Annotated in this window: 22 protein-coding genes; 8 read left to right on the forward strand and 14 right to left on the reverse strand. The window is 70.8% G+C overall.

Features of this window, described 5'->3' with window-relative positions; genetic code table 11:
• Positions 1-31: 31 nt before the first annotated feature.
• Positions 32-1,591: a protein kinase domain-containing protein gene (locus tag OG828_RS24790; RefSeq protein WP_328439628.1), complete on the reverse strand. Its 1,560-nt coding sequence runs from the start codon at positions 1,589-1,591 to the stop codon at positions 32-34.
• Between the two features lie 331 nt (positions 1,592-1,922).
• On the opposite strand from OG828_RS24790, the gene OG828_RS24795 reads away from it, so the two are divergent.
• Together OG828_RS24795 and OG828_RS24800 are read left to right on the forward strand one after the other, a co-directional pair.
• On the forward strand, positions 1,923-3,560 hold the full coding sequence (locus OG828_RS24795; protein ID WP_328502370.1) for a Stk1 family PASTA domain-containing Ser/Thr kinase: 1,638 nt from the start codon (positions 1,923-1,925) through the stop codon (positions 3,558-3,560).
• A gap of 132 nt (positions 3,561-3,692) precedes the next feature.
• The gene (locus OG828_RS24800) at positions 3,693-4,112 is read left to right on the forward strand and encodes a hypothetical protein (RefSeq protein WP_328360873.1); all 420 of its coding nucleotides are present in this window, start codon (positions 3,693-3,695) and stop codon (positions 4,110-4,112) included.
• Between the two features lie 85 nt (positions 4,113-4,197).
• Here OG828_RS24800 and OG828_RS24805 read toward each other — a convergent pair whose 3' ends face one another.
• The gene (locus OG828_RS24805; RefSeq protein WP_328360876.1) at positions 4,198-4,743 is read right to left on the reverse strand and encodes a bacterial proteasome activator family protein; all 546 of its coding nucleotides are present in this window, start codon (positions 4,741-4,743) and stop codon (positions 4,198-4,200) included.
• 178 nt (positions 4,744-4,921) lie between these two features.
• Between OG828_RS24805 and OG828_RS24810 the strand changes: the two genes are divergently transcribed.
• Complete coding sequence (locus OG828_RS24810) at positions 4,922-5,359, forward strand: hypothetical protein (RefSeq protein ID WP_328502371.1); 438 nt, start codon at positions 4,922-4,924, stop codon at positions 5,357-5,359.
• 68 nt (positions 5,360-5,427) lie between these two features.
• On the opposite strand, the gene OG828_RS24815 is transcribed toward OG828_RS24810, so the two are convergent.
• Positions 5,428-6,408, reverse strand: coding sequence for an NAD(P)H-quinone oxidoreductase (locus OG828_RS24815; RefSeq protein WP_328502372.1), 981 nt, complete (start codon positions 6,406-6,408; stop codon positions 5,428-5,430).
• Positions 6,409-6,615: 207 nt separating this feature from the next.
• Between OG828_RS24815 and OG828_RS24820 the strand changes: the two genes are divergently transcribed.
• Together OG828_RS24820 and OG828_RS24825 are read left to right on the forward strand one after the other, a co-directional pair.
• Positions 6,616-7,617: an ATP-binding cassette domain-containing protein gene (locus OG828_RS24820; RefSeq protein ID WP_328360884.1), complete on the forward strand. Its 1,002-nt coding sequence runs from the start codon at positions 6,616-6,618 to the stop codon at positions 7,615-7,617.
• Entirely contained in the window at positions 7,614-8,462 is an 849-nt protein-coding gene (locus OG828_RS24825) for an ABC transporter permease (RefSeq protein WP_328360887.1), read from the forward strand. The genes OG828_RS24820 and OG828_RS24825 overlap by 4 nt, the downstream gene beginning before the upstream one ends.
• Positions 8,463-8,480: 18 nt before the next feature.
• Here OG828_RS24825 and OG828_RS24830 read toward each other — a convergent pair whose 3' ends face one another.
• The 6 genes from OG828_RS24830 to pdhA form a co-directional block, all read right to left on the reverse strand.
• A complete protein-coding gene (locus tag OG828_RS24830) occupies positions 8,481-9,578 on the reverse strand; it encodes a potassium channel family protein (protein WP_328360890.1) in 1,098 nt (365 codons plus the stop codon).
• Entirely contained in the window at positions 9,575-10,924 is a 1,350-nt protein-coding gene (locus tag OG828_RS24835) for a molybdopterin molybdotransferase MoeA (protein ID WP_328360893.1), read from the reverse strand. Before OG828_RS24835 ends, OG828_RS24830 begins: the two co-directional genes overlap by 4 nt.
• Complete coding sequence (locus tag OG828_RS24840; RefSeq protein ID WP_328502373.1) at positions 10,921-11,886, reverse strand: NTP transferase domain-containing protein; 966 nt, start codon at positions 11,884-11,886, stop codon at positions 10,921-10,923. The genes OG828_RS24835 and OG828_RS24840 overlap by 4 nt, the downstream gene beginning before the upstream one ends.
• A gap of 67 nt (positions 11,887-11,953) precedes the next feature.
• Entirely contained in the window at positions 11,954-13,516 is a 1,563-nt protein-coding gene (locus OG828_RS24845) for a dihydrolipoamide acetyltransferase family protein (RefSeq protein ID WP_328502374.1), read from the reverse strand.
• A complete protein-coding gene (locus tag OG828_RS24850; RefSeq protein WP_328360903.1) occupies positions 13,516-14,520 on the reverse strand; it encodes an alpha-ketoacid dehydrogenase subunit beta in 1,005 nt (334 codons plus the stop codon). Before OG828_RS24850 ends, OG828_RS24845 begins: the two co-directional genes overlap by 1 nt.
• Complete coding sequence (gene pdhA / locus OG828_RS24855; RefSeq protein ID WP_328502375.1) at positions 14,517-15,653, reverse strand: pyruvate dehydrogenase (acetyl-transferring) E1 component subunit alpha; 1,137 nt, start codon at positions 15,651-15,653, stop codon at positions 14,517-14,519. Before pdhA ends, OG828_RS24850 begins: the two co-directional genes overlap by 4 nt.
• A 190-nt stretch (positions 15,654-15,843) precedes the next feature.
• Between pdhA and OG828_RS24860 the strand changes: the two genes are divergently transcribed.
• Positions 15,844-16,326, forward strand: coding sequence for an Lrp/AsnC family transcriptional regulator (locus tag OG828_RS24860; protein ID WP_328372158.1), 483 nt, complete (start codon positions 15,844-15,846; stop codon positions 16,324-16,326).
• Positions 16,327-16,377: 51 nt separating this feature from the next.
• Positions 16,378-17,499, forward strand: coding sequence for an IS630 family transposase (locus OG828_RS24865; RefSeq protein ID WP_328499797.1), 1,122 nt, complete (start codon positions 16,378-16,380; stop codon positions 17,497-17,499).
• Here OG828_RS24865 and OG828_RS24870 read toward each other — a convergent pair.
• Positions 17,496-18,086, reverse strand: coding sequence for a TetR/AcrR family transcriptional regulator (locus tag OG828_RS24870; protein WP_210573340.1), 591 nt, complete (start codon positions 18,084-18,086; stop codon positions 17,496-17,498). The genes OG828_RS24865 and OG828_RS24870 overlap by 4 nt on opposite strands.
• Positions 18,083-19,600, reverse strand: a complete 1,518-nt coding sequence (locus OG828_RS24875; RefSeq protein ID WP_328502376.1) for a 3-hydroxyacyl-CoA dehydrogenase — start codon at positions 19,598-19,600, stop codon at positions 18,083-18,085. Before OG828_RS24875 ends, OG828_RS24870 begins: the two co-directional genes overlap by 4 nt.
• Before the next feature lie 148 nt (positions 19,601-19,748).
• Here OG828_RS24875 and paaN point away from each other — a divergent pair, with 148 nt between their 5' ends.
• On the forward strand, positions 19,749-21,440 hold the full coding sequence (gene paaN / locus OG828_RS24880; RefSeq protein WP_328502377.1) for a phenylacetic acid degradation protein PaaN: 1,692 nt from the start codon (positions 19,749-19,751) through the stop codon (positions 21,438-21,440).
• 69 nt (positions 21,441-21,509) lie between these two features.
• Here the strand turns inward: paaN and OG828_RS24885 are convergent, their stop codons facing one another.
• The 3 genes from OG828_RS24885 to OG828_RS24895 are packed head-to-tail and all read right to left on the reverse strand — an operon-like array spanning position 21,510 to position 24,243.
• The gene (locus OG828_RS24885) at positions 21,510-22,265 is read right to left on the reverse strand and encodes a TrmH family RNA methyltransferase (RefSeq protein WP_328502378.1); all 756 of its coding nucleotides are present in this window, start codon (positions 22,263-22,265) and stop codon (positions 21,510-21,512) included.
• On the reverse strand, positions 22,262-23,497 hold the full coding sequence (locus OG828_RS24890; RefSeq protein WP_328502379.1) for an HTTM domain-containing protein: 1,236 nt from the start codon (positions 23,495-23,497) through the stop codon (positions 22,262-22,264). The genes OG828_RS24885 and OG828_RS24890 overlap by 4 nt, the downstream gene beginning before the upstream one ends.
• Entirely contained in the window at positions 23,494-24,243 is a 750-nt protein-coding gene (locus OG828_RS24895; protein WP_328502380.1) for a DUF5819 family protein, read from the reverse strand. Before OG828_RS24895 ends, OG828_RS24890 begins: the two co-directional genes overlap by 4 nt.
• Between the last annotated feature and the right edge of the window lie 100 nt (positions 24,244-24,343).

Here is a 24,343-nt window from a genome sequence, read left to right on the forward strand (position 1 = left end):
GCGCGTGAACGCTGTCTTCCGGCGTGCCGGGTCAGCCCTCGGCGCCCGTGGTGTCACCACCGTCGGTGCCCGTCGGCTCCGACGACGGGGTCGGCTCCTCGGACGGCGTGAAGGACGGCGTCGGCTCCCCGGACGCGGTCGGCTCGTCGGACGGCGTGTAGGACGGCTCCGAAGACGCCGTCTGGGACGGCGTGTAGGAGGGCTCGTACGACGGCGTGTAGTTCGAACCGCCGCTCGTGTCCGAGTCGCTGTCCGTCTCCGTGTCGGTCGGCTCGTTGCTCGCCTCGTCGCTCGGCGACTCGCTGGTCTTCTGGTCCTCGGTGGTCTGCGAGGTGGTCGGCGACTGCTTGGTGCCACCGCCGCCGCCACTCCCGTCACCGCTGTTGAGCGCCAGCGCGACGCCCGCGGCGATGGCGATCACCGCGAGGACGGCGAGGATCCACAGCTTGCCGCGGCCGCTGCCCCTGTTGCCGTTCCCCTCGAAGCCGCCGTCGTCCCCGCCGCCGTATCCGGACGGCAGGATCTGCTGCGGGATCTGCGAAGTGCTGGAGCCGTCACTGTGGTGCTGCATCACGGTGGTGCCCGCGAAGCCGCCGGCCGGGGTCTGCCGGCCGTCGTGGGCCGTGACCGGGCCGGTGTTCCAGGTGCCGGTGTGGCCGCCCTGGTCGTACAGCATCTGCAGGCCGTACTGGACGAGCCCGCGCATTTCCTCAGCCGTCTGGAACCGGTCGTCCGGCTCCTTGGCCAGCGAGCGCATGACAAGGCCGTCGAGCTCCGGCGGACAGGCGTCGGAGGCCTCGGACGGCGGCGTCGGGATGTCCTGGACGTGCTGGTAGACCACCGACAGCGGTGTCTCGCCGGTGAACGGGGGCCGCAGCGCGAGGAGTTCGTACAGCAGGCAGCCCACCGCGTACAGATCGGAGCGGTGGTCGACGGCCTTGCCGAGCGCCTGCTCAGGGGAGAGGTACTGCGGCGTGCCCATGACCATGCCGGTCTGCGTCATCGTCGTGGACGCGCCGTGCAGCGCGCGGGCGATGCCGAAGTCCATCACCTTCACGGCGCCGTTGTGCGTGATGATGACGTTCGCGGGCTTGATGTCGCGGTGGACGATGCCGTGCTGGTGCGAGTAGGCGAGCGCCTCCAGGACGCCGGAGACGATGATCAGGGCCTGCTCGGGCCCGGGCGCCTCGGCGTTGATGAGGAGGTCGCGGATGGTGCGGCCCTCGACGATCTCCATCACGATGTACGGCACCGACTGGCCGCCCACGAAGTCCTCGCCGGAGTCGTACACGGCGACGATCGCGTGGTGGTTGAGCCCGGCCACCGACTGGGCCTCGCGTGTGAAGCGGGCCTTGGAGACCGGGTCCTCGGCGAGATCGGAGCGCAGCAGCTTCACCGCCACCGTGCGGCCCAGGCGCACGTCCTCGGCCGCGAACACCTCGGCCATACCGCCCCGGCCGAGTCTGTGGGTGAGCCGATACCGGCCATCGCCGACCAGCCCGCCATTACCCCACAGCTCCGGCGCATCTGACATACCGCCGCCAGTCGCCTCGGGGTCGGACGGGCCCTGAGCGCGCTGCTGCTGTGCCATCAGTCCTCGCCGTCGTTTCTGCCCGCGGTGCGCGCGGTGTTGTTACGGTCTCCGTCGGCCACGCTACAGCCTCCACGCAAGCCTCCGGTCCGGTACGGGCTCCCGGACCGGCACGAGACGGACCGGCCATCAAACCCGTACTCCACGGTGTCGTGCAAATTCTGTGTACCGGCAGTACGGCCGCTGTAACGCTTCCGCGACGCTTCTTTCGCGTACGGTCACGGAACGGGCACCGCGCTTGACCTGTCAGTGCCGCGGGGCAGACTTGGGCCGGGAACAGGACATTGGATCACTGACTTCCGGCCGCCGGCGCCGATGGGGGACGCAGAACATGAGCCAGGACGGCGCACAGGGCCGGTACGCGGGGCGGGCGCTGGCCGGTGGCCGCTATCAGCTGCGCGACTTGCTCGGCACGGGCGGCATGGCGTCGGTGCACCTCGCGTACGACTCCGTGCTCGACCGGCAGGTCGCGGTCAAGACGCTCCACACCGAGCTGGGCCGCGAGCAGGCGTTCCGGGAGCGCTTCCGCCGCGAGGCCCAGGCCGTGGCGAAGCTCACGCACACCAATATCGTCTCGGTCTTCGACACCGGCGAGGACGATGTCGACGGCGTGACGACGCCGTACATCGTCATGGAGTACATCGAGGGCCGCCCGCTCAGCTCGGTGTTCGACGAGGACGTCCGGCAGTTCGGCGCGGTGCCCGCCGACAAGGCGCTGAAGATCACCGCGGATGTGCTGGCGGCGCTGGAGATCAGCCATGAGATGGGGCTGGTCCACCGCGACATCAAGCCGGGCAACGTGATGATGAACAAGCGCGGTGTCGTCAAGGTCATGGACTTCGGCATCGCGCGCGCCATGCAGTCGGGTGTGACGTCGATGACACAGACCGGCATGGTCGTCGGCACCCCCCAGTACCTCTCGCCGGAACAGGCGCTGGGCCGGTCCGTGGACGCCCGCTCCGATCTGTACTCGGTCGGCATCATGCTGTTCCAACTGGTCACCGGGCGGCTGCCGTTCGACGCGGACTCGCCGCTGGCCATCGCGTACGCGCATGTGCAGGAGGAGCCGGTGGCTCCGTCCTCGATCAACCGCGCCCTGCCTCCGGCCGTGGACGCGCTGGTCGCCCGCGCGCTGAAGAAGAACCCGAACGAGCGCTTCCCCAGCGCCGAGTCCATGCGCGACGAGTGCCTGCGGGTGGCCGCGTCTCTCCAGCCGGCCCCGCCGAGCATCGTGCCGGGCGCGCAGACGCAGAGCGGCCAGGGCGTCGGCGCCTCGGTGTTCCCGCCGGTCGGCCAGACGCCCCCGCAGTCGGCCCCCGTCCAGACGCCGTACCAGCAGCCTCAGACCTCGAACCCGTACAGCACCCCGCCGCCGTCGATGCCGTCGCCGGCGTACGGCTACCCGCAGCAGTCCGGCTACCCGACACCGCAGCAGGCGGCGTACTCCCCGCAGCCGGGCCACTCGACCCCGCCGCCGTACACCATGTCGCCCCAGCCGCAGACCACTTCGGGCGGCGGCGGGAGCAACCGGCCGGTCATCATCGGCTCGGTCGTCGTGTCCATCGCCGCGGTGGTCGGCCTGATCGTGGCCCTGACACTGAACAACGGCGGCACCGACGACGACGCGGGCGGCAGCGGCGGCGCGTCGGCCTCGGAGTCGGTGACGAAGGCCGCCGGGTACCGGGAAGGCGACAGCTCCAAGACCGTCGATACGACCGAGTGCACCGAGCCGCGGGAGTCGAACCGAGACCCCGACCAGGTGCAGATGCCGGACCTGACGTTCAAGTACTGGCCGTCGGTCGTCGCGTGCCTCGACGCGGCCGAGTGGAAGTACAAGAAGGTCGACATCAACGAGAACACGTACGGCCAGGGCACGATCATGCGGCAGACGCCCGAGGCCCGTACGGACTTCGACCCGGAGAACCCACCGACGTTCACGTTCGAGGTCTCGACCGGCAACCCGTCCTAGCAACCGAGCGCTGTCCGGGTCCTACCCACGCGGTTATCCCCATCACTCCTGGCCGATCACTTGGTGGCATGAGCATGCCCCTCTTATGATCCCGCTGGTCAAGGCGACCGATCTTGGACAGGGGGGATCCCTATGAAGAAGAAGCTCAGCCGCACCCTAACCGTGGGTGCCGCCGCCCTCGGCGCTCTCGCTTTCACTGCGAGCCCGGCGTCTGCGGGTACGGTCGGCGCGTCGAACGCTGGGGCAAGTGGCAGCGGAGAATTCCACTACACGAGCAAGACCCGCGCCGAACACATATACCTCGAGCTGATCGACCGTGCGGCCGACGGACACCACGTCCGCATCCGAGTGCAGTCCCTTACGCCGAACCGTGAGGTGACCAGCTACGCCTGGCGCTCGGTAACCACCGGCGCCGGCACGGCCGGCACGTGGTTGACCTCCCTGACGGACACCCGCGGCATCTGGGCACTGCGCATCCAGGCCTGCGTCTTCGAAGGGAACACGGCCCTGGGCTGCGATGAGTCCTCGTGGGACGGCAACATCTACTACTGACCGGAACGGGATCGGTACGAGGCAGCCGTAAAGGGAGCCCGGCACCTGGGTGCCGGGCTCCTTCTGTTGTTGTGGATGGGGCGTCCTACAGGTACGGACCTCCCGAACGGCCCCCCATTTGGCCGTCCTCGCCCGGCTCATGGCCGCCGACGCCCGGTGGGAGGGCTCGGCGCATCTGCTCCAGCTGGGCGCGTGCGGCCATCTGCTGGGCGAACAGGGTGGTCTGGATCCCGTGGAAGAGACCTTCCAGCCAGCCGACCAACTGGGCCTGCGCGATCCGCAGTTCCGCGTCGGAGGGGGTCGCCTCGTCCGTGAACGGCAGGGAGAGCCGCTCCAGCTCCTCGACCAGTTCGGGCGCCAGGCCGTCCTCCAGCTCCTTCACCGAGCTCGCGTGGATCTCCTTGAGCCGGACCCGGCTGGCCTCGTCGAGAGGTGCGGCGCGCACCTCCTCCAGCAGCTGCTTGATCATGCTGCCGATCCGCATGACCTTCGCCGGCTGCTCGACCATCTCGGTCACCGGGATCTCGCGGGAGTCCTCGTCCCCGTTGCCGCCACCGAGCGCCATGCCGTCCTGGCCCACGACCAGGATCTGCGGGTTCTCGGGCGACCGTTCGTTCCTCGGCATCTCCATGCCGCCATTCTCTCGCACCCGTACACCTCACCACTGAGGTGCCCCCGGTGACAGCTGATCCACCGTTTTCCGGTGCACCGGCTTCGGCTTCCGGTGCGCCTGATATCGGTATGCCCGCTTTCGACCCTTCGGTGGAATCCGGAGTGCCGGAACAGTGCGGCGATGTGAGGCTTGTTCCGTGATTCCGTGGTGGCGGGTGCTTCCGGGGCTGGTGGCGGGGCTGGTTCTGCTGCCGTTCGGGGGTGTCTCGTCCGCGGCCGTCCTGTCGTACGGGGCTGTCTCGTCGTACGACATCCAGGTCAGCGCCTCCGCCTCGCCCTCCCCTTCCGATCAGCCGTCCCGGGCCGGAAGCCGGGCCGGTGAGGGGCGGGAGCGGCCGGGGCGGCAGGGTGTGGCCGAGCCGGTGGAGGAGGTGCCTCGGACGACCCGGCAGCCTAGGCAGCCCCCGGAGCCCACCGCGTCGCCCTCCACGCGGCGGCAGCCGGTGGAGCAGGCCGCCGAGGCCGAGAGCCCCGCCGAACCCGTGCTGCGGATCATGCCGCTGGGCAGCGGGCTGGTCCTGATCGGGCTCGGGCTGGGGCTCGCGTTTCTCGGGCTGCGGCTGCGGCGGGGCTGAGCCTGTCCGGCACACCGGTGCTACGGCTGCGGCTGCGGCTGCGGCTGCGGCTGTCCGGCGTACCGGTGCTACGCCACTACGAGCAGCACCTTTCCGACGTGGCCGCTCTCCTCGACCACCCGGTGGGCGGCGGCCGCGTCGCTCATCGGGATCGCCCGGTCGACGACCGGGCGGACGTGGCCGGCGTCGAGCAGGGGCCAGACGTGTTCGCGTACGGCCGCGACGATCGCCGCCTTCTCGCCGAGCGGGCGGGCGCGCAGCGAGGTCGCGCTGATCGCGGCGCGCTTGCCCAGCAGTGCGGCGATGTTCAGCTCGCCCTTGATCCCGCCCTGCATGCCGATGATCGCGAGCCGGCCGTTGACGGCGAGGGCCTGGACGTTGCGGTCGAGATACTTGGCGCCCATGTTGTCGAGGATGACGTCCGCGCCCGCGCCGTCTGTGGCCTTCCTGACCTCCTCGACGAAGTCCTGCTCGCGGTAGTTGACCAGGATGTCCGCGCCCAGTTCGGCGCAGCGCCGCAGCTTCTCCTCGGTGCCCGCGGTGACGGCGACCTTGGCGCCGACGGCCTTGGCGAGCTGGATCGCCATGGTGCCGATGCCGCTGGAGCCGCCGTGCACGAGGAGGGTCTCGCCGGGACGCAGGTGGGCGATCATGAAGACGTTCGACCAGACCGTGCACGTCACCTCGGGCAGTGCGGCGGCCTGTACCAGGTCGAGGCCCTGCGGCACGGGCAGCAGCTGACCGGCCGGGACGGCGACCTTCTCGGCGTAGCCGCCGCCCGCGAGCAGCGCGCACACCTCGTCGCCGACCGCCCAGCCGGAGACGCCGGGGCCGACCGCGGTGATCCGCCCGGAGCATTCGAGGCCGGGGTAGGGGGAGGCGCCGGGCGGCGGGTTGTAGAAGCCCTGGCGTTGCAGGATGTCGGCCCGGTTGACCGCGCCGGCCGCCACCTCGACCAGCACCTCACCCTCGCCGGGCACCGGATCGGGGACCTCGTGCCACACCAGCGCCTCGGGCCCACCGGGTTCGGGAATCGTGATCGCGTACATGGGCAGGACGCTACTCCCCTTCTTCCTCTCTTCCTCGGGCTCCGGCCCTCTGCCGCTACGTCCCCGGACCGGTGCGCCTACGTCGCTGGACCGGTCCGCTTCGGTCCTTCGACCGGTCCGCCGGGAAATCCCTGTGCGGCACCGATGAGTTTGAGGGACGGTAAAGGTCTCCCCATGCGTAGCCCACGAACGCGGAAGGAAACCACCATGAGCCAGCAGAGCTCAGGCCTGGCCATCGAGACCGCGGGCCTGGTGAAGACGTTCGGCGAGACCAGGGCCGTGGACGGCGTCGACCTCGCCGTCCCCGCCGGCACGGTCTACGGCGTCCTCGGTCCTAACGGCGCCGGCAAAACCACCACTGTGAAGATGCTCGCCACCCTCCTGCGGCCCGACGGCGGCCAGGCCCATGTCTTCGGGCACGACGTCGTGCACGAGGCCGACGAGGTGCGCGGCCGGGTCAGCCTCACCGGTCAGTACGCGTCCGTGGACGAGGACCTCACCGGCACCGAGAACCTGGTTCTGCTCGGCCGTCTTCTCGGGCAGCACAAGAAGGCCGCCCGGGACCGGGCCGCGCAGCTTCTGGAGGCCTTCGGGCTGACGGACGCGGCCGGAAAGCAGGTCAAGAACTACTCGGGCGGCATGCGGCGCCGTATCGACATCGCCGCGTCCATCCTGAACACCCCCGAGCTGCTCTTCCTCGACGAGCCGACGACCGGGCTCGACCCGCGCAGCCGCAACCAGGTCTGGGACATCATCCGCGCGGTGGTCGCTCAGGGCACGACCGTGCTGCTGACCACGCAGTATCTGGACGAGGCCGACCAGCTGGCGTCCCGGATCGCCGTGATCGACAAGGGCAAGGTGATCGCGGAGGGCACCAAGGGCGAGCTGAAGGCGTCCGTCGGCGCCGGGTCCGTCCATCTGCGCCTGCGCGACGCGGCACAGCGCCCGCAGGCCGAGCAGGTGCTGCGGCTGGCCCTGGACGCGGACGTGCAGCTGGAGCCCGATCCGGTGGCGCTGACCGCGCGCGTGGGCGGCGGCGCGGCCAACGGACAGGGCGCCGCCGAGCAGGCGGCCCGGGCACTCGCCGAGCTCGCCCGCGGCGGCGTCATCGTCGACAACTTCTCGCTGGGCCAGCCCAGCCTGGACGAGGTCTTCCTCGCCCTCACCGGACACGACACCCACGAGCCGAAGGACAAGGTGTCAGCATGAGCACCGCGACCACCCCCGAGACCAAGGAACTCGCCCCCGTCAGCGCCGAATCGCTGGCCGCGCTGCTCGTCGCCGGCGAACGGCCGCCGAGGCCCAGCGCCCTGTCGGCCTCCCTCACCTTCGGCTGGCGGGCGATCCTCAAGATCAAGCACGTTCCCGAGCAGCTCTTCGACGTCACCGCGTTCCCGATCATGATGGTGCTGATGTACACGTACCTGTTCGGGGGCGCCCTGGCCGGGTCCCCGAAGGAGTACATCCAGTTCCTGCTGCCCGGCATCCTGGTGATGTCGGTCGTGATGATCACGATGTACACGGGCATCTCGGTGAACACGGACATCGAGAAGGGTGTCTTCGACCGCTTCCGCTCACTGCCCATCTGGCGGCCGTCGGTGATGGTCGGCTATCTGCTCGGCGACGCCCTGCGCTACACCATCGCCTCCATCGTGATGCTCACCGTCGGCATCATCCTCGGCTACCGGCCGGACGGCGGGGTCGGCGGTGTGATCGCCGGGATCGCCCTGCTGGTCGCCTTCTCGTTCGCGTTCTCGTGGATCTGGACGATGTTCGGGCTGATGCTGCGCTCCGAGAAGTCGGTGATGGGCGTCAGCATGATGGTGATCTTCCCGCTGACCTTCCTGTCCAATGTCTTCGTCGACCCGAGCACCATGCCGGGCTGGCTCCAGGCCTTCGTCAACAACAGCCCCATCACCCACCTTTCGTCGGCGGTGCGCGGCCTGATGGCGGGCGACTGGCCGACCGGCGAGGTCGCCTGGTCACTGGGCTGGGCGGGCCTGTTCCTGCTGGTCTTCGGGCCGATCACGATGCGGCTGTACAACCGCAAGTGAGCCGTTTCGAGGGGCGATTCAGTCCTGCGGCAGCGGGCGGACGTCGGGTGCGACATGCGTACCCGGCGTCGCCCGCACGATGGTGATCAGCCGGTCCGTCAGCTCCAGCTTCCCGACGGCCGGATCGTCGTATCCGAGCACCCGATGCCCGCGTACGACACTCACCACCAGGTCCTCCGTCTGCCGTGGGCTCTTGCCCACCTCGGCCTTTATGACGGGCCGTTCTATGATGTCGAGCCCGCTGCCCTGCTGGATGAGGTCCTCCATCACCATGCCGGCGGCGGGGCTGAGCACGGAGAGGCCGAGCAGCCGACCGGCCGCGCTGGCGCTGGTGATGACCGCGTCGGCGCCGGACTGCTTCAGCAGCGGTGCGTTCTCCTCCTCCCGCACCGCGGCCACGATCTTGGCAGCGCGGTTGAGCTGCCGGGCCGTCAGCGTGACAAGGACGGCTGTGTCATCGCGCTGCGTCGCGATGATGACCTTCCGCGCCTTGTGCACCTCGGCCCGCTTCAGCACATCGCTGCGCGTCGCATCGCCCACGATCCCCGCATACCCCTCGGCCGTCGCGGCGTCGATCGCCTTGGAGCTGGGGTCGACCACGACGACCTGCTCCGCCTTGACCCCCGACGCGCACACGGTCTGGATCGCCGAGCGCCCCTTCGTCCCGAATCCGACGACAACAGTGTGATCACGCAAGGCGGACCTCCAGCGGGTCAGGCGCCATTCGTCCCGGGTCCGTTCGGTGAGGACCTCGAGGGTGGTGCCGACCAGGATGATCAGGAACATCACGCGCAGTGGCGTGACGACGAAGATATTGGTGAGCCGAGCGGCATCGCTGACCGGGGTGATGTCGCCGTATCCGGTGGTGGAGAGGGTGACGGTCGCGTAGTACCAGGCGTCGAGGAAGTCGACGGAACCGTCGGAGTTGTCGTTGTAGCCCCCGCGGTCGGCATAGACGAGCAGCGCGGTCACCACCAGGACCAGCAGGGCCAACGCCAACCGCTTGGCGACCTGCCGGAAGGGGTGCGTCACCACCTTCCGCGGAAGTCTCACCCGATGGGTTGTCAGATGTTCACCCGCCTCGCGGGCGATCACATCATGGCCCGGTTGTTTCACGTGAAACACACCTCGATACCGGCGAACGCCCAGGGCAGATCGAGCAGTTCCACCTCCTGCCCCGGCCGGGCACCGCCCGGTGGTACGACGGCCAGCGCATCGGCCGCCGCGATGCCCCGCAGCATCGCCGGGCCGTTGTAGTGCAGCGGAACGGCACTGTCGACGCGCAGCGCCACGGGGATGAGCCGGGTGTCGTACGGATGACCGTGCGCCGCGTCCTGGAGCGGCAACGCCAGCGGTTCGGGGGCCGGGCGGGCGGCGAGGGTGCGCAGCAGCGGTTCGGCGAGCGTGAGCAGGCCGGAGACGGCCGCGAGGGGGTTGCCGGGCAGGCCGACGAGGTGCTGGTCGTCCTTGACGCGAGCCAGCAGCATGGGGTGGCCGGGGCGCACCTCGACGCCGTTGACTAGCAGCTCCGCGCCGATACGGCCCAGTGTGGGGTGGACGTGGTCGACGGGGCCGGAGGCGGTGCCGCCGGTGGTGACGATGAGGTCGGCTTTGGAGGAGGTGATGGCCTTGCGCAGGGCCTTGGCGTCGTCGCCGAGCCGGCGCACCGCGATGACCTCGGCGCCGAGCCCTCGCAGCCAGGGCGGCAGCATCGGGCCGAGCGCGTCCCGGATCAGCCCGTCGTGCGGCAGCCCTTCGGTGAGCAACTCGTCGCCGAGGATGAGGACTTCGGCGCGGGGGCGGGGGACCGCGGTGACGGTGTCGTATCCGGCCGCCGCGGCGAGCCCGAGCACGGCCGGGGTCACCAGGGTGCCGACGGGGAGGAGTTGGTCGCCGGTACGGCATTCCTGGCCGCGTGGGCGGATGTCCTGGCCGTGGCCCACCTCGCGGGTCGCGTGCAGGCGGCCCTGGCTGTCCGTGCGGCCGTGCTCGCTGCGGATGACGGCGGTGGTGTCCAGGGGGATGCGGGCACCGGTGGCGATCCGGACGGCCTCGCCGTCGGTGAGCGGTTCGGGCTCGGCGTGCCCGGCCAGCACGCCCTCGTCGCGTACGTCCCAGGGTCCGGGCCCGGCGACCGCCCAGCCGTCCATCGCGGAGGTGTCGAACGAGGGCAGGTCGGTGAGGGCGGTGAGGGGAGCGGCCAGGGTGAGGCCGAGGGCGGCGTCGAGGGTGACGGAGACGGGGGCGCGGCGGGCCCCCGAGCGGCCCGCACGCTCGGCGATCCTCCGAGCCTCGGCCCAAGGTGTGGCCTGGTGGCGAGGGTGTGCCGGGGATGCCGGGGCACTCTGCGGGGCGGGCACGGCGTGGTCCTCCCGACCGCTGTCTTCCTTCACGAGGGCCAGCACCTCCTCGACGTCGAAGTCCTCGGCGTCGTCGCCGGTCCGGACGGAGCGGGCGGTCATCCGGCGTCCGGGGTGCGGTCGGGCTTGGCGGCGGTCGGAGTGGGGTCGGGTTCGGCGGCGGTCGGGGTACTCCCGGGCTCGACGGCATCCTTCGCGGCGTCTGTCTCGGCCTCTTCGGCCCAGCGCAGGGCCAGTGCGGCGGCCTTGCGGGCGGCCTCCGCGACGGCTTCGGGGCCTCCTCCGGCCTGCGCCGCCGCGTAGCCGACGAGGAAGGTGGTCAGCGGCGCCGCGGGCCTGGCCACTCCGTGGGCGGCGTCGCGCGCGAGGTCGAGCAGGACGCCTTTGTCGACGTCGAGGTCGAGGCCCAGCTCGTCCTTGACTGCGGAAATCCATTCATCCAACACGTGCCCATGCTCCCTGATACGTGCCCTGGCAGTGGCGATGTCGTCCCAGGTGTCGCAGTCGAAGGACGCGACGGGGTCGGGGACGCGGGTGAGGTCGAGCCCGCCGGTCAGCCGGCGCAGGGGCAGACCGGTGAGGCCGCCGTGCTCCCGGGTGAGCGTGGCCAGCCCACGGCGCAGCGCCCGCGCCTGGTAGGCCGCCACCAGCGGCTGGTCGCGGCCGTCGGGGTCGGTCAGGACCGCGCCGTCGGCGGAGCCGTCCCACAGCGTCGCCAGCAGCCGCCCGACGGTCCGCTCGCCGAGGAACGGCAGATCGGCGGAGAGTACGACGACGTACGGAGCCGTGGTGTGCCGCAGCCCGGCGTCGAGCGCGGCGAGCGGTCCGCCGCCGGGCGGGTCCTCGCGGGCCCATGTCACGGGCCGCGCAGTGGGGCGGGGATCGGCGACGACAACGGTGTTCCGTGCCCCGGCGCAGGCCGTCAGCACCCGGTCGAGCAGCGCCCGCCCGCCGACCCGCACACCGGGTTTGTCCACACCGCCGAGCCGGCGTGCGGCGCCGCCGGCGAGGACGACGGCGTCGTACGCGGCGCCGGGATCGCTGGAGGGCTCGTACGCGGTCACTCCCCGAGTATGCGTGCCGTCATGATCGGAGGGAACGGCCACGTGCCTTTCTCACCACGTGCCTTTCTCACATGGTGCGCAGCAGCACCGCCGGCTGTTCCACGCAGTCCGCCACATGGCGCAGGAAGCCGCCGGCCGTGCCGCCGTCGCACACCCGGTGGTCGAAGGTGAGCGAGAGCTGGACGACCTGCCGCACCGCCAGCTCGCCCTGGTGCACCCAGGGCTTGGGGACGATACGGCCGACGCCGAGCATGGCGGCCTCGGGGTGGTTGATGATCGGCGTGGAGCCGTCGACGCCGAACACCCCGTAGTTGTTCAACGTGAAGGTCCCGCCCGTGAGTTCCGCGGGCGTCAGCGTCCCCGTCCGGGCCGCCTCGGTCAGCCGGGCGAACTCCGCGGTCAGCGACTCGGCGTCCCGCGCGTGTGCGTCCCGTACGACGGGCACGACGAGCCCGCGCTCGGTCTGCGCGGCGAAGCCGAGGTGGACGTGGTCGAGCTGGACGATCTCCCTGGCCTCGACGTCGACCGTGGAGTTGAGCTCGGGGAACCGGGCGAGGGCGGCCGTGCAGATGCGTGCCAGCAGGGCGAGGAGGGAGATCTTCGTCCTTCCGGCACCGTTCATCGCTTCGCGCGCCCGCATCAGCTCCGTCGCGTCGGCGTCCACCCAGCAGGTCGCGTCCGGTATCTCCCGCCGACTGCGCGACAGCTTGTCGGCGACTGCGCCCCGGATGCCCTTGAGGGGGATACGGGTGCCGCCGGGCGTGGAGGTGACCGGGGCCCCGGCGGGCGCGTGCGTCACCCGGGCGACGAGGGATTCGGCGGGCGTGGGAACGAGGGGGGTGACCGGGGCGAGCGGGGAGTCGGTGGGGGCGGACGGGGCGGCGGCCGTCGGGGCGGCCGAGGAAGGTGTGGTGGCGGACGGCATGGAGGCATGCGGCGACGGCCGGGCGGACGACGCGGCGGCCGCCCGCAGCGCGTACTCCACGTCGGCCCGCAGGATCAGCCCGTCCGGTCCCGAGCCCGTCAACTCCCGCAGATCCAGCCCGTTCTCCCGAGCGAGCCGCCGCACCAGGGGCGAGATCACGGGGACGGGACCGTCGGCCCGGTGGCCGTTGCCGGAATCGGGCGCGATGTCGGGGGTGGCGTGGGCGATATCGGGGACGTCGGGCATCGGCGAGGCCGGAGCCTCAGCCGCAGCCGTATGAGCGGACGGATCCGTCGAAGCCGTGCGAGCCGTCGGCCGTACCCTCCGGCGGCGGGCCGGGGCGGCGCCGGTGCCGTAACCCACGAGCACGTTGCCTGAGCCCTCACCGGAACCCACGTGCGCGTCCTCACGCGAGCCATCGCCCGATCCCGATCCCGTGGCCGGACCGCCGGAGGCCGCCGCCCCCACGGCCACCGTCAACAGCGGCGCCCCGACGGGAAGTTCCGTGCCCTCCTCGCCGAACCGGGCCGTGACGACGCCGCCGTACGGACAGGGCACCTCGACCATCGCCTTGGCCGTCTCGACCTCGACGACCGGCTGATCGACGGTGACCACGTCGCCGACCTGGACCAGCCAGCGCACGATCTCCGCCTCGGTGAGCCCCTCGCCGAGGTCGGGAAGCTTGAACTCCAACACCTGTGCCATCAGCTCTGGGCCTCCCATTGCAGACGCCCCACGGCGTCCAGGATCCGGTCCACGCCAGGCAGGTGGTGACGCTCCAGCATCGGCGGCGGGTAGGGGATGTCGAACCCGGCCACGCGCAGCACCGGCGCTTCCAGGTAGTGGAAGCAGCGCTCCGTGACACGGGCCGCGATCTCCCCGCCCGGTCCGCCGAACCCGCCCGACTCGTGCACGACCACCGCGCGCCCGGTCCGCCGCACCGAAGCGGAGACCGTCTCGTCGTCGAACGGCACCAGGGAGCGCAGGTCGACGACTTCGAGGTCCCAGCCCTCGGCCCGCGCCGCCTCGGCGGCTTCGAGGCAGACAGGTACGGACGGCCCGTACGTGATCAGCGTGGCGCTCCGGCCCGAGCGCCGCACCACCGCGCGGCCTATCGGTTCAACGGCCGTCGGCTCCTCGGGGTTCCAGGAATCCTTGGACCAGTACAGCCGCTTGGGTTCGAGGACGACGACCGGGTCGTCGGAGGCGATGGCGGCGCGCAGCAGGCCGTAGGCGTCGGCGACGGTGGCGGGCGTGACGACATGGAGCCCCGGAGTCGCCATGTAGTACGCCTCGGAGGAGTCGCTGTGGTGCTCGACGCCGCCGATGCCTCCGCCGTAGGGGACCCGGATGGTGATCGGCAGCGGCATCGTCCCGCGCGTGCGGTTGCGCATCCGGGACACATGGCTGATCAGCTGCTCGAACGCGGGGTAGGCGAAGGCGTCGAACTGCATCTCCACGACCGGCCTGAGGCCGTACATCGCCATGCCGACGGCCGTGCCGAGGATGCCCGCCTCGGCAAGGGGCGTGTCCGTGCAGCGGTCCTCGCCGAACTCCTTGGCGAGGCCGTCGGTGACCCGGAAGACCCCGCCGAGGGTGCCGACGTCCTCGCCCATGACGTGCACGGCGGGGTCGGCGGCCATGGCGTCGCGCAGTGCGCGCGTGAGGGCCTGCGCCATGGTGGCGGGTTTGAGGGCGACGGTGGTCATGGGTGCGTCCCTTCCCGTTCGGCCTCCAGCTCCGCCGCCAACTGCTCCCGCTGCTGGCGCAGTTGGGGTGTGGGCTCGGCGTACACGTGGGCGAACAGGTCCATGGGGTCGAGCGCCGGGTCCTGGTTCATGTGCTCGCGCAGGTCGGCGGCGAGCCGCTCGGCGTCCTCGCGCGCGTGCCGGATGCCGTCCTCGTCGATCAGGCCCCGCTCGGTCAACTCCCGCTCCAGGAGGGCGATCGGGTCGTGTGCGCGCCAGGTCTCGACCTCGGTGTCGGCCCGGTAGCGCTTGTCGTCGTCGGCGTTCGTATGGGCCTCGATGCGGTACGTCACCGCCTCGACCAGCGTCGGACCGCCGCCCGCGCGCGCGTGCCGTACGGCGTCGCTGAGGACCTCGTGCACGGCGGCCGCGTCGTTGCCGTCGACCAGGCGGCCGAGCATGCCGTAGCCGACGGCCTTGTGGGCCAGCGACGGGGCCGCGGTCTGCTTGGCGAGCGGGACGGAGATCGCGAAGCCGTTGTTCTGGACCAGGAAGACGACCGGGGCCTGCCATACGGCGGCGAAGTTGAGCGCCTCGTGGAAATCGCCCTCGCTGGTGCCGCCGTCGCCGACCAGCGCGAGCGCGACCACGTCGTCGCCCTTGAGGCGGGCGGCATGCGCGAGGCCCACGGCGTGCGGGAGCTGGGTGGCGAGCGGGGTGCACAGGGGGGCGACGCGGTGCTCGTGCGGGTCGTAGCCGGTGTGCCAGTCACCGCGCAGAAGCGTCAGAGCCTGGACGGGGTCCATGCCACGGGCGACGGCGGCCAGCGTGTCGCGGTAGCTCGGGAAGAGCCAGTCGCGCTCCTCGAGGGCGAGTGCGGCGGCCACCTCGCAGGCCTCCTGGCCGGTGCTGGAGGGGTACACGGCGAGGCGGCCCTGCTTGGTGAGGGCGGTGGCCTGCGCGTTGTACCGACGTCCGCGCACGAGATGGGCGTAGAGCCGGCGCAGCAGGGCGGGGTCGGCCTTCGCGGCGGCGTCCGTGCCGAGCACGCGGTACGGCTCCGCGTCGGGCAGCAGCGGCGCGGGGTCCATACGGGGCTGCCAGGCGGGCGGCGGCGTTGGCCGATATGCGCCCCGCTGCTCCATGACCGTCATCACGGCACCTCCTCATGGGAGTGGCTTGGAGAGGCGCGTCGGATGTGATGCGCCTCACCTACCGATTGTTCGGTCGTCGGCACAATTTGGCTACAGGCACCTTCAGGCTGTGGACAAACGGTTCTCCACAGCCTGAGATGGACGCAGTACGTCCATGGTAGAGAGGCGGGGGGACATGGCACCTGAACAAATGGCCGAAGGTCCCGAGGGCAGCCCCCTGCCGCCCGCGCGGCCCCTCGACGCCATCGATCAGGACATCCTGCAGATGCTCCAGGCGGACGGCCGCGCGTCGATACGGTCGGTCGCCGAACGGGTCCATGTCTCGCGCGCCAACGCCTATGCGCGCATCAACCGCCTCATCGAGGACGGCGTCATCCGCGGCTTCGGGGCCCGCGTGGACCATGAACGCGCGGGCCAGGGGACGTCGGCATACATCACGCTGAAGATCGTCCAGAACACCTGGCGCACGGTGCGCGAGCAGCTCAAGCAGCTCCCCGGGGCAGCCCATATCGCCCTGGTGGGCGGAGACTTCGACGTGCTGCTGCTGGTCCACACGTCCGACAACCGGGCCCTGCGGGAGCTGGTACTGACCCGCATCCAGGCGATCCCCGAGGTACTCAGCACTCGCACGCTGCTGGTGTTCGAGGAGGAGGACCTGGAGCCGCAGGCCTGACCCTGGCGTCCGGCTAGTGTCCTGCGCCAGTAGTTGATCGTTAGTTGGTGTGTGACTTCTACTGCTGGTGCGTCAGTTCCTCGTCGGGGCCCGAAGCTGCAGCCGTTGCTGCTGTCTGATGACGAGCGGGCGGTGTTGGAGCGGTGGACGCGTCGGGCAACATCGGCCCAGGCCCTGGCCCTGCGAGCGCGGATCGTGCTGGCGTGCGCGGGGCCGGAAGTACCGCCGATTGTCGCGGTCGCCCGCGAGTTGCGGGTGGCCGCGGACACGGTCCGCAAGTGGCGGCGGCGCTTCCTCACCCAGCGGCTGGACGGACTGGTCGACGAGCCCCGACCGGGCCGGCCGCCCACCATCAGCGTCGATCAGGTGGAAGCCGTCGTGGTCACCACGCTGGAACAACTGCCCAAGAACGCCACCCACTGGTCGCGGAAATCGATGGCGCAACACAGCGGCCTGTCGAAGTCCACGGTCGGCCGGATCTGGCGGCAGTTCCAGCTCAAGCCGCATCTGGCGGACACCTTCAAGTTGTCGACCGACCCGTTGTTCGTGGAGAAGGTCTACGACGTCGTGGGCCTGTACTTCAACCCGCCCGAGGGGGCGGTGGTGCTGTCGGTGGACGAGAAGTCGCAGATCCAGGCCCTGGACCGGTCCCAGCCGGTGCTGCCGATAATGCCGGGCATGCCCGAGCGGCGCACCCATGACTACGTGCGCAACGGGCTGACCACCCTCTTCGCTGCCTTCGACGTCGCCACCGGTGAAGTCATCACCGCCCTGCACCGTCGGCACCGGGCTGCGGAGTTCAAGAAGTTCCTGATCCGGATCGACAAGGAGGTGCCCGCACAGCTGCAGGTCCACCTGATCGTGGACAACTACGGCACCCACAAGACTCCAGCGATCAAGGCCTGGCTGGCGAGACACCCGCGCTTCGAGCTGCACTTCACCCCGACCGGCTCCTCGTGGATCAACCAGGTCGAGCGGTGGTTCGGCTACCTCGCGCACCAGATGATCCGCCGCGGCGCACACAAGAACATCCAAGCCCTCGAGGCCGACATCCGCGCCTGGGTCAAGGACTGGAACGAAGACCCTAAACCGTTCATCTGGACCAAGACCGCCGAAGAGATCCTCGACTCCCTCGCCCGCCTCTGCCGACGGATCTCTGGCGCAGGACACTAGGAGGACTTGCGCAGTCCCCCGAACACCAGCTGCGCGACCGCGTCGGCCACTTCGCGCTCGTTCATGCCGCGCCCGTCCGGCCGGTACCACTCGACGATCGAGTTGATCATCCCGAAGACCAGCCGGGTCGCCAGGCGCACCTCCACATCACCGCGCACGTCCCCGTCGGCGGCCGCCGCCTTCAGCAGCTCGGCGACCCGGTGGTCGAAGTCGCGGCGCTGCTCCAGGGCCCACCGCTCGGTGTCCGTGTTGCCGCGCACGCGCAGCAGCAGCGTCACATACGGCAGTTCGGCGATCAGCACCTCGACCATGCGCCGCACGACGTACTCCAGGCGCTCGGCGGCACGCCCCACGCGCGCGTGCTCCTCGTCGAGGATCCCGAAGAGCCCGTCCAGCGCCCGGCTCACCGCGCGGCGCAGCAGCTCCTCCTTGCCGGCGACGTGGTGGTAGATCGACGACTTGGAGATGCCGGCCGCCTTGGAGAGGTGCTCCATGGAGGTGCCGTCGTAGCCACGCTCGTTGAAGACCCGCACAGCGACGGTGAGCAGCGACTCCGGGGTGTACGTGTCCCGCTTCGCGGTGGTCATGACGTGCTGCCCTCCCGCTTGTCCGAGGCGTACGCATGGCGGTAGAGCGCGAGCGAGGGCGCGTAACGTCCCGAGGGCTCGCGCATGTGCAGGTCGTCGAGCAGGGCGTACGCCCAGTTGCGGCCGAGTCTGCGGCTCCATTCGAAGGGGCCCAGGGGATAGTTCACGCCCAGCCGCATCGCGGTGTCGATGTCCTCCTCGGTGGCCACCCCCTTGGCGACGGCGTCGTGCGCCAGGTCGACGATCCGCGCGACCGTGCGGGCGACGATCATGCCGGGTACGTCGCCGATGACGCTGACGTCCTTGCCGAGCGCCTGGAAGAGGCCGATCGCCTCGGTGAGGGTCTGCGAGGCGGTGTCCTGGGAGGCGGACAGGGCGATACGGGTGGCCCTGCGGTAGTCGAGCGCGAGATCGAAGTAGACGACGTCCCGGAACTCCACGGAGGTCTGGCCGTCGGCGAGCGCCAGCTGTCCGCCGCCCGGCAGCACCAGGCGGGTGCCGTGGTCCTCGTCCTCCTCGCGGACGGCGATGCCCGCCTCGCGTATCAGCGCGAGCAGTTCGGCGGCGGGCCCCAGATCGCCCTCGGCGACGACGTACGCGGGCGGCCGGGCGCGTTCCGCGGTGTGCGGCTCGGCGGGCTCGGCGCCCTCCCGGTAGTCGTACCAGCCCTGTCCGGTCTTGCGGCCGAGCCGGCCCGACTCGACCAGGCGCCGCTGGGCGAGCGAGGGCGTGAAGCGCACGTCCTGGAAGAAGGACTGCCACACGGAGTGCGTGACCGACTCGTTGACGTCCTGGCCGATGAGGTCGGTCAGCTCGAAGGCGCCCATCTTGAAGCCGCCGGACTCGCGCAGGATCGCGTCGATCGTGGCGGGGTCGGCGCCCTGGGCCTCGTAGACCGCGAAGGCCTCGGCGTAGAAGGGCCGTGCGATGCGGTTGACGATGAAGCCGGGGGTGTCGGCGCAGGCGACCGGGGTCTTGCCCCAGGCCCGCGCCGTCTCGTACGCGCGCGTGGCCATCGTGACGTCGGTGGCATGCCCGGAGACGACCTCGACCAGTGGCAGCAGCGGGGCCGGGTTGAAGAAGTGCAGGCCGACGAGACGGCCGGGGTTGCCGAGCGCGCCGCCGATGGCCGTCACCGACAGGGACGAGGTGTTGGTGGCGAGCAGACAGTCCTCGCCGACGATGCCCTCCAGCTCGCGGAAGAGGTCCTGCTTGACGTCGAGCCGCTCCAGAACGGCCTCGACGACCAGGGCGCAGTCCGCGAGGTCGGTGAGGCTCTGGGCGGGCAGCAGACGCGCGCGTGCCGCGTCCCGGTCGGCGGCGGTGAGCCGGTCCTTCTCGACGAGCCGGTCGAGGCGGGCGCCGATCGCGGCGGACGCCTCCTGGGCCCGTCCGGGGACGGTGTCGTACAGCCGCACGGGATGGCCGGCGACCAGCGCGACCTGGGCGATGCCCTGGCCCATGGTGCCGGTGCCGACGACGGCCACGGGGCTGCTGAGGTCGAGTGCTGTCATGTGCGCGATCCTCCCGCACGGGGTTTTCCACAGATGCGGCGGACCCCCTTGTCCCGACCGATCGTTCGGTTACTCTAACTCTGTCCGGCTGTTTCCGCCCAGGTCATGAGCTCAAAGAAGAGTTCTTGAGACGAGGAGTTGGTCCCGTATGGCCGCCGAACTCACCGCGCACCAGCTGATCGCCGCTCACCGGCCCACCCTCGACCAGGCGCTGGAAGCGATCCGCACGCGCGCGTACTGGTCTCCGCACCCCGAGCACCCCAAGGCCTACGGCGAGCAGGGCAGTCTGGACGCGGCAGCCGGCAAGGCCGCCTTCGACGCCGTTCTGGGCACCCGCCTGGACCTCGGCCAGCCCGGCACGGACGGCTTCACGGGCGGCGAGGTCTCGCCGTACGGCATCGAGCTGGGCGTCACCTACCCGCACGCGGACATCGAGGTCCTGCTGCCCGCGATGAAGGCCGGCCAGCGCGCCTGGCGGGACGCAGGCGCGGAGATCCGGGCCGTGGTCTGCCTGGAGATCCTCAAGCGCATCAGCGACCGGACGCACGAGTTCGCGCACGCGGTCATGCACACCTCCGGCCAGGCCTTCATGATGGCGTTCCAGGCGGGCGGCCCGCATGCGCAGGACCGTGGCCTGGAGGCGGTGGCGTACGCGTATGTGGAGCAGGTCCGCACCCCCGACACCGCGGAGTGGACCAAGCCCCAGGGCAAGCGCGACCCGCTCGCGCTCACCAAGCAGTTCACGCCGGTCCCGCGCGGGATCGCCCTGGTGATCGGCTGCAACACCTTCCCGACGTGGAACGGCTATCCGGGCCTGTTCGCCTCCCTGGCCACCGGAAACGCGGTCCTGGTCAAGCCCCACCCGCGCGCCGTGCTGCCGCTCGCGCTCACCGTGCAGGTCGCCCGCCAGGTGCTGACCGAGGCGGGCTTCGACCCGAACCTGGTGGCGCTCGCCGCCGAGCGCCCGGACGAGGGCATCGCCAAGACCCTGGCCGTGCGCCCGGAGATCCGGATCATCGACTACACCGGTTCGACGGCCTTCGGTGACTGGCTGGAGGCCAACGCCCGCCAGGCGCAGGTCTACACGGAGAAGGCGGGCGTCAACACGGTGCTCGTGGAGTCGACCGGCGACTACAGGGGGATGCTGTCCAACCTGGCCTTCTCGTTGTCCCTGTACAGCGGCCAGATGTGCACCACCCCGCAGAACCTGCTCATCCCGCGCGACGGCATCCGCACCGAGGAGGGCCCGCGGACCTTCGACGAGGTCGTCGCCGACCTCGCCCGCGCGGTCGACGGCCTGCTCGGCGACGACGCGCGCGCCAACGCGCTGCTCGGCGCGATCGTCAATCCCGATGTGAAGGCTCGGCTGGAGGCGGCGGCGAGCCTCGGCGAAGTCGCCCTCGCCTCACGGGAGATCAGCAACCCGGAGTTCCCGGACGCGGTCGTCCGTACGCCGGTGATCGTGAAGCTGGACGGAGCCAAGCCGGACGCCGAGGCCGCGTACATGAGCGAGTGCTTCGGGCCCGTCTCCTTCGCCGTCGCGGTCGACTCGGCGTCCGACGCGGTGGAGTTGCTGCGGCGGACGATCCGCGAGAAGGGTGCGATGACCGTCGGTGCGTACACCTCTGACGAGGAGGTCGAGCAGGCGGTCGTCGAGGTCTGCCTGGAGGAGTCGGCGCAGTTGTCGCTGAACCTCACGGGTGGGGTGTATGTGAACCAGACGGCCGCGTTCTCCGACTTCCACGGGTCGGGGGGCAACCCGGCAGCGAACGCCGCGTTGTGTGATGGGGCGTTTGTCGCTAGCCGGTTCCGGGTTGTTGAGGTCCGTCGGGAAGCCTGAGAGCTCGGGGGGTGCGGTGATTGCGCGGCTACCGGTGCGTTGTGGCTGGTCGCGCAGTTCCCCGCGCCCCTAGAGGGGCGCTCCAGTGGCCGTGCTCCAGTGGTAAAGGGTCATTCCAACACTCGTCGCCAAGTTGTAGCTGGAGACCTGCGGGCGCATCGGCAGGGACAGCAGATGGTCGGTACGCGCGCGTAGGTCGGCCGACAGGCCGCTGCGCTCGGAGCCGAAGGCGAGGACGGCGTCGTCCGGGAGCTTCACGCCCCGGATGTCGTCGCCCTCGGGGTCCAGGGCGAACAGCGGCCCGGACGGCAGTTCGTCGACGGTCAGCCGCTCCACGGCGGTCGCGAAGTGCAGGCCCGCTCCGCCGCGTACGACCGTGGGGTGCCACGGGTCGAGGGTGCCGGTGGTGACCACTCCGGTCGCGCCGAAACCGGCGGCCAGACGGATGACGGCGCCCACGTTGCCGAGGTTGCGCGGGTTGTCGAGGACGACGACGGGTGCGGTGCGGGGAGAGTGCGCCAGCTTCTCGAGGTTGGCGGCACGGGGCGGTCGTACGGCCAGGGCCGCCACCGCGGTCGGATGCGGGCGGGGCACGAGGGACCTGTACGTCGGCTCCGGGACCTCCGTGAGCAGGGCGTCCAGGGTGTCTCGTACGTCCGGAGCCAGCTCGTCGGCGAGGGCGAGCGTCGCCGCCCGGTCGACGGCCACCGCGACCGGGACAGCGGCTTTGAAACGCACCGCGTGCTTGAGGGCGTGGAAGCCGTCGAGCAGGACGGAGGCGTCGGCGAGCCGGTGCCAGGAGGTCACGGGATCGGCGGCGGTCATGCCGTGAAGCCTACGTGCGTGTGCTCGGGGTTCTCCGGGGTGTCCGGGGCCGACGCGTCCCCGGTCCGCTGGCCCGGCACCTTGGGGCCGTCCTTGCCCCGGAACACGCGTCCACGCGCGCGTGCGGCCCAGTCGCCCAGCCGGCGCAGGAACGACGTCGGCAGGAAGACCGCGTCCGCCGCGATCATCGCCAGGGAGAAGAAGGGCAGTCCGAGGACGACGGCGATCACGGCGTGCTCGGTGATCATCGCGGCGAGCAGGACGTTCTTGACGCGTCGATGGAACAGCGTGAACGGGAAGGCGACCTGGACGGCCACGGTCCCGTACGTCACGAGCATCACCGCCGTGCCGCTGGCCGACAGCAGGTCGGCGAGGGCGGGCCAGGGTGAGAAGTAGTCGAGGTGCAGGGGGTAGTAGACGGCGGTGCCGTCCTGCCAGCGGGAGCCCTGGATCTTGTACCAGCCTGCCGTCGCGTAGATCAGACAAGCCTCGGCCATGATCACGAGCAGGGCGCCGTTGTGGACGATGTTGCCGACCACATCGAGCATGATCCGCGGCTCGTCGCTCCTGGCCAGGCGTCCGACGACCCACCACACGGCCAAGGCCACCCACACAGCCCAGATGATCACCGGCACGGTCCGGTCGCCGTCGAGCTTGCCCGCCGCGGTCACCACGACCAGCACCAGCCCGAGCACCCCCCACAGGGCGGGCCCCACCCGGTCCACCACACGCTCTCCACGCGCGCGTGCCGCACGCGCACGCCGTTCCCGGCGCTCGTCCAGCGACCACACCTGGCCGCAGCGCGTGAAGACGAGGTACATGCACATCAGGTGCAGGACGTTGTCGCCGCCGTCGCCCATGAAGATGCTGCGGTTCTGCAGCGAGAGCACGCCGACCATGAAGAGCACGGACATGGTGCGGGTGCGCCAGCCCAGCAGCAGCAGGACGCTCGTGAGGACGGCGAGCGCGTACACGGCCTCGAACCAGAGTCGGCCGTCGGACCACATCAGGGCCGTGAAGGCGCCGTTCGTCGAGATCAGCTGCTCGGCGAGGCCGAATGCCCAGGGGCCGTCGGGGCCGTACAGCTCCCGGCGGTGGGGCAGCTCCCGCAGCAGGAAGAGCAGCCAGGTCGCGCTGAACCCGATACGGATCACAGCGGTCTGGTACGGGCCGAGGGCGGCCCCGGTGACACGGGCGATGCCGCCCGCGACGGCCTGCGCGTAGCGGTTCACCGGGCGCCTCCCTCGAGGTCGCCGGCCGAGACCGACCACCAGGGCAGCACCCGGAGCACCGGCTGGTCGGAGACCTGCTCCGTGCTCCACTCGGGCGGGCGGACGTTGGTGGTGCGGGAGCGCAGCTGCACCCGCTCGATCGTCTCGCCCCGCCCGGCCACGTCATCGCGGTCGAGGCGCAGCAGCACGATCCGGCGCAGATAGGTCTCCGAGAGGGCGCCGCGCAGGCCCGACGGGCGGTTCTCGGCGTCGTGGGTGGCGAGGAAGAAGTCCCACGCACGGCGCAGTTCGTTCTGCTGGGTGTGGCTCGGCAGCAGATTGCCGTCGATGGCCCGGCCGTCCTGAGCGGACAGGTCGTACCAGCCGGTGGTCTCCCTGCCGCCGTCCGGCCTGCCGATCTGGGCGCGGACCTGGACGGCGATGTTCTGCTGCAGCGGGTTGGGCGCGAAGAGCTTCCAGTTCTGCTCGAACTCGGGGTAGATCCAGTCGTCTATCGCGCGGCCGTGCTGCTTGGTGACCGTGTTCGACGGGGCGACGTGCAGGAACACCATGCCGATGTGGACACAGACGGCGACCGCGACACAGGCGAGCGCGAGCGCGACACCGATCTGGTAGCGGAGGGAGAGCGCGGCGACAGCGGTGCGGGGGCCGGCGGCCGGTTCGCCGGACGTCTCGCGCCCGTCCGGCTCGACCACCCCGCCCGCCCCGTCCGGGGCGTTCGAGCCACCGTCGTACGCGTCGTCCATTCCGCCCCGTTCCCGATTCCGCTCAGTCTTCCGGCCGTCTGGACGGGAACGGTACTCAGCCCCGCGCGCCCGGCACACCCCCATCGGCCCGTCCGCCGGT

The sequence above is a fragment of the Streptomyces sp. NBC_00457 genome (genome assembly GCF_036014015.1).
Classification (GTDB): domain Bacteria; phylum Actinomycetota; class Actinomycetes; order Streptomycetales; family Streptomycetaceae; genus Streptomyces.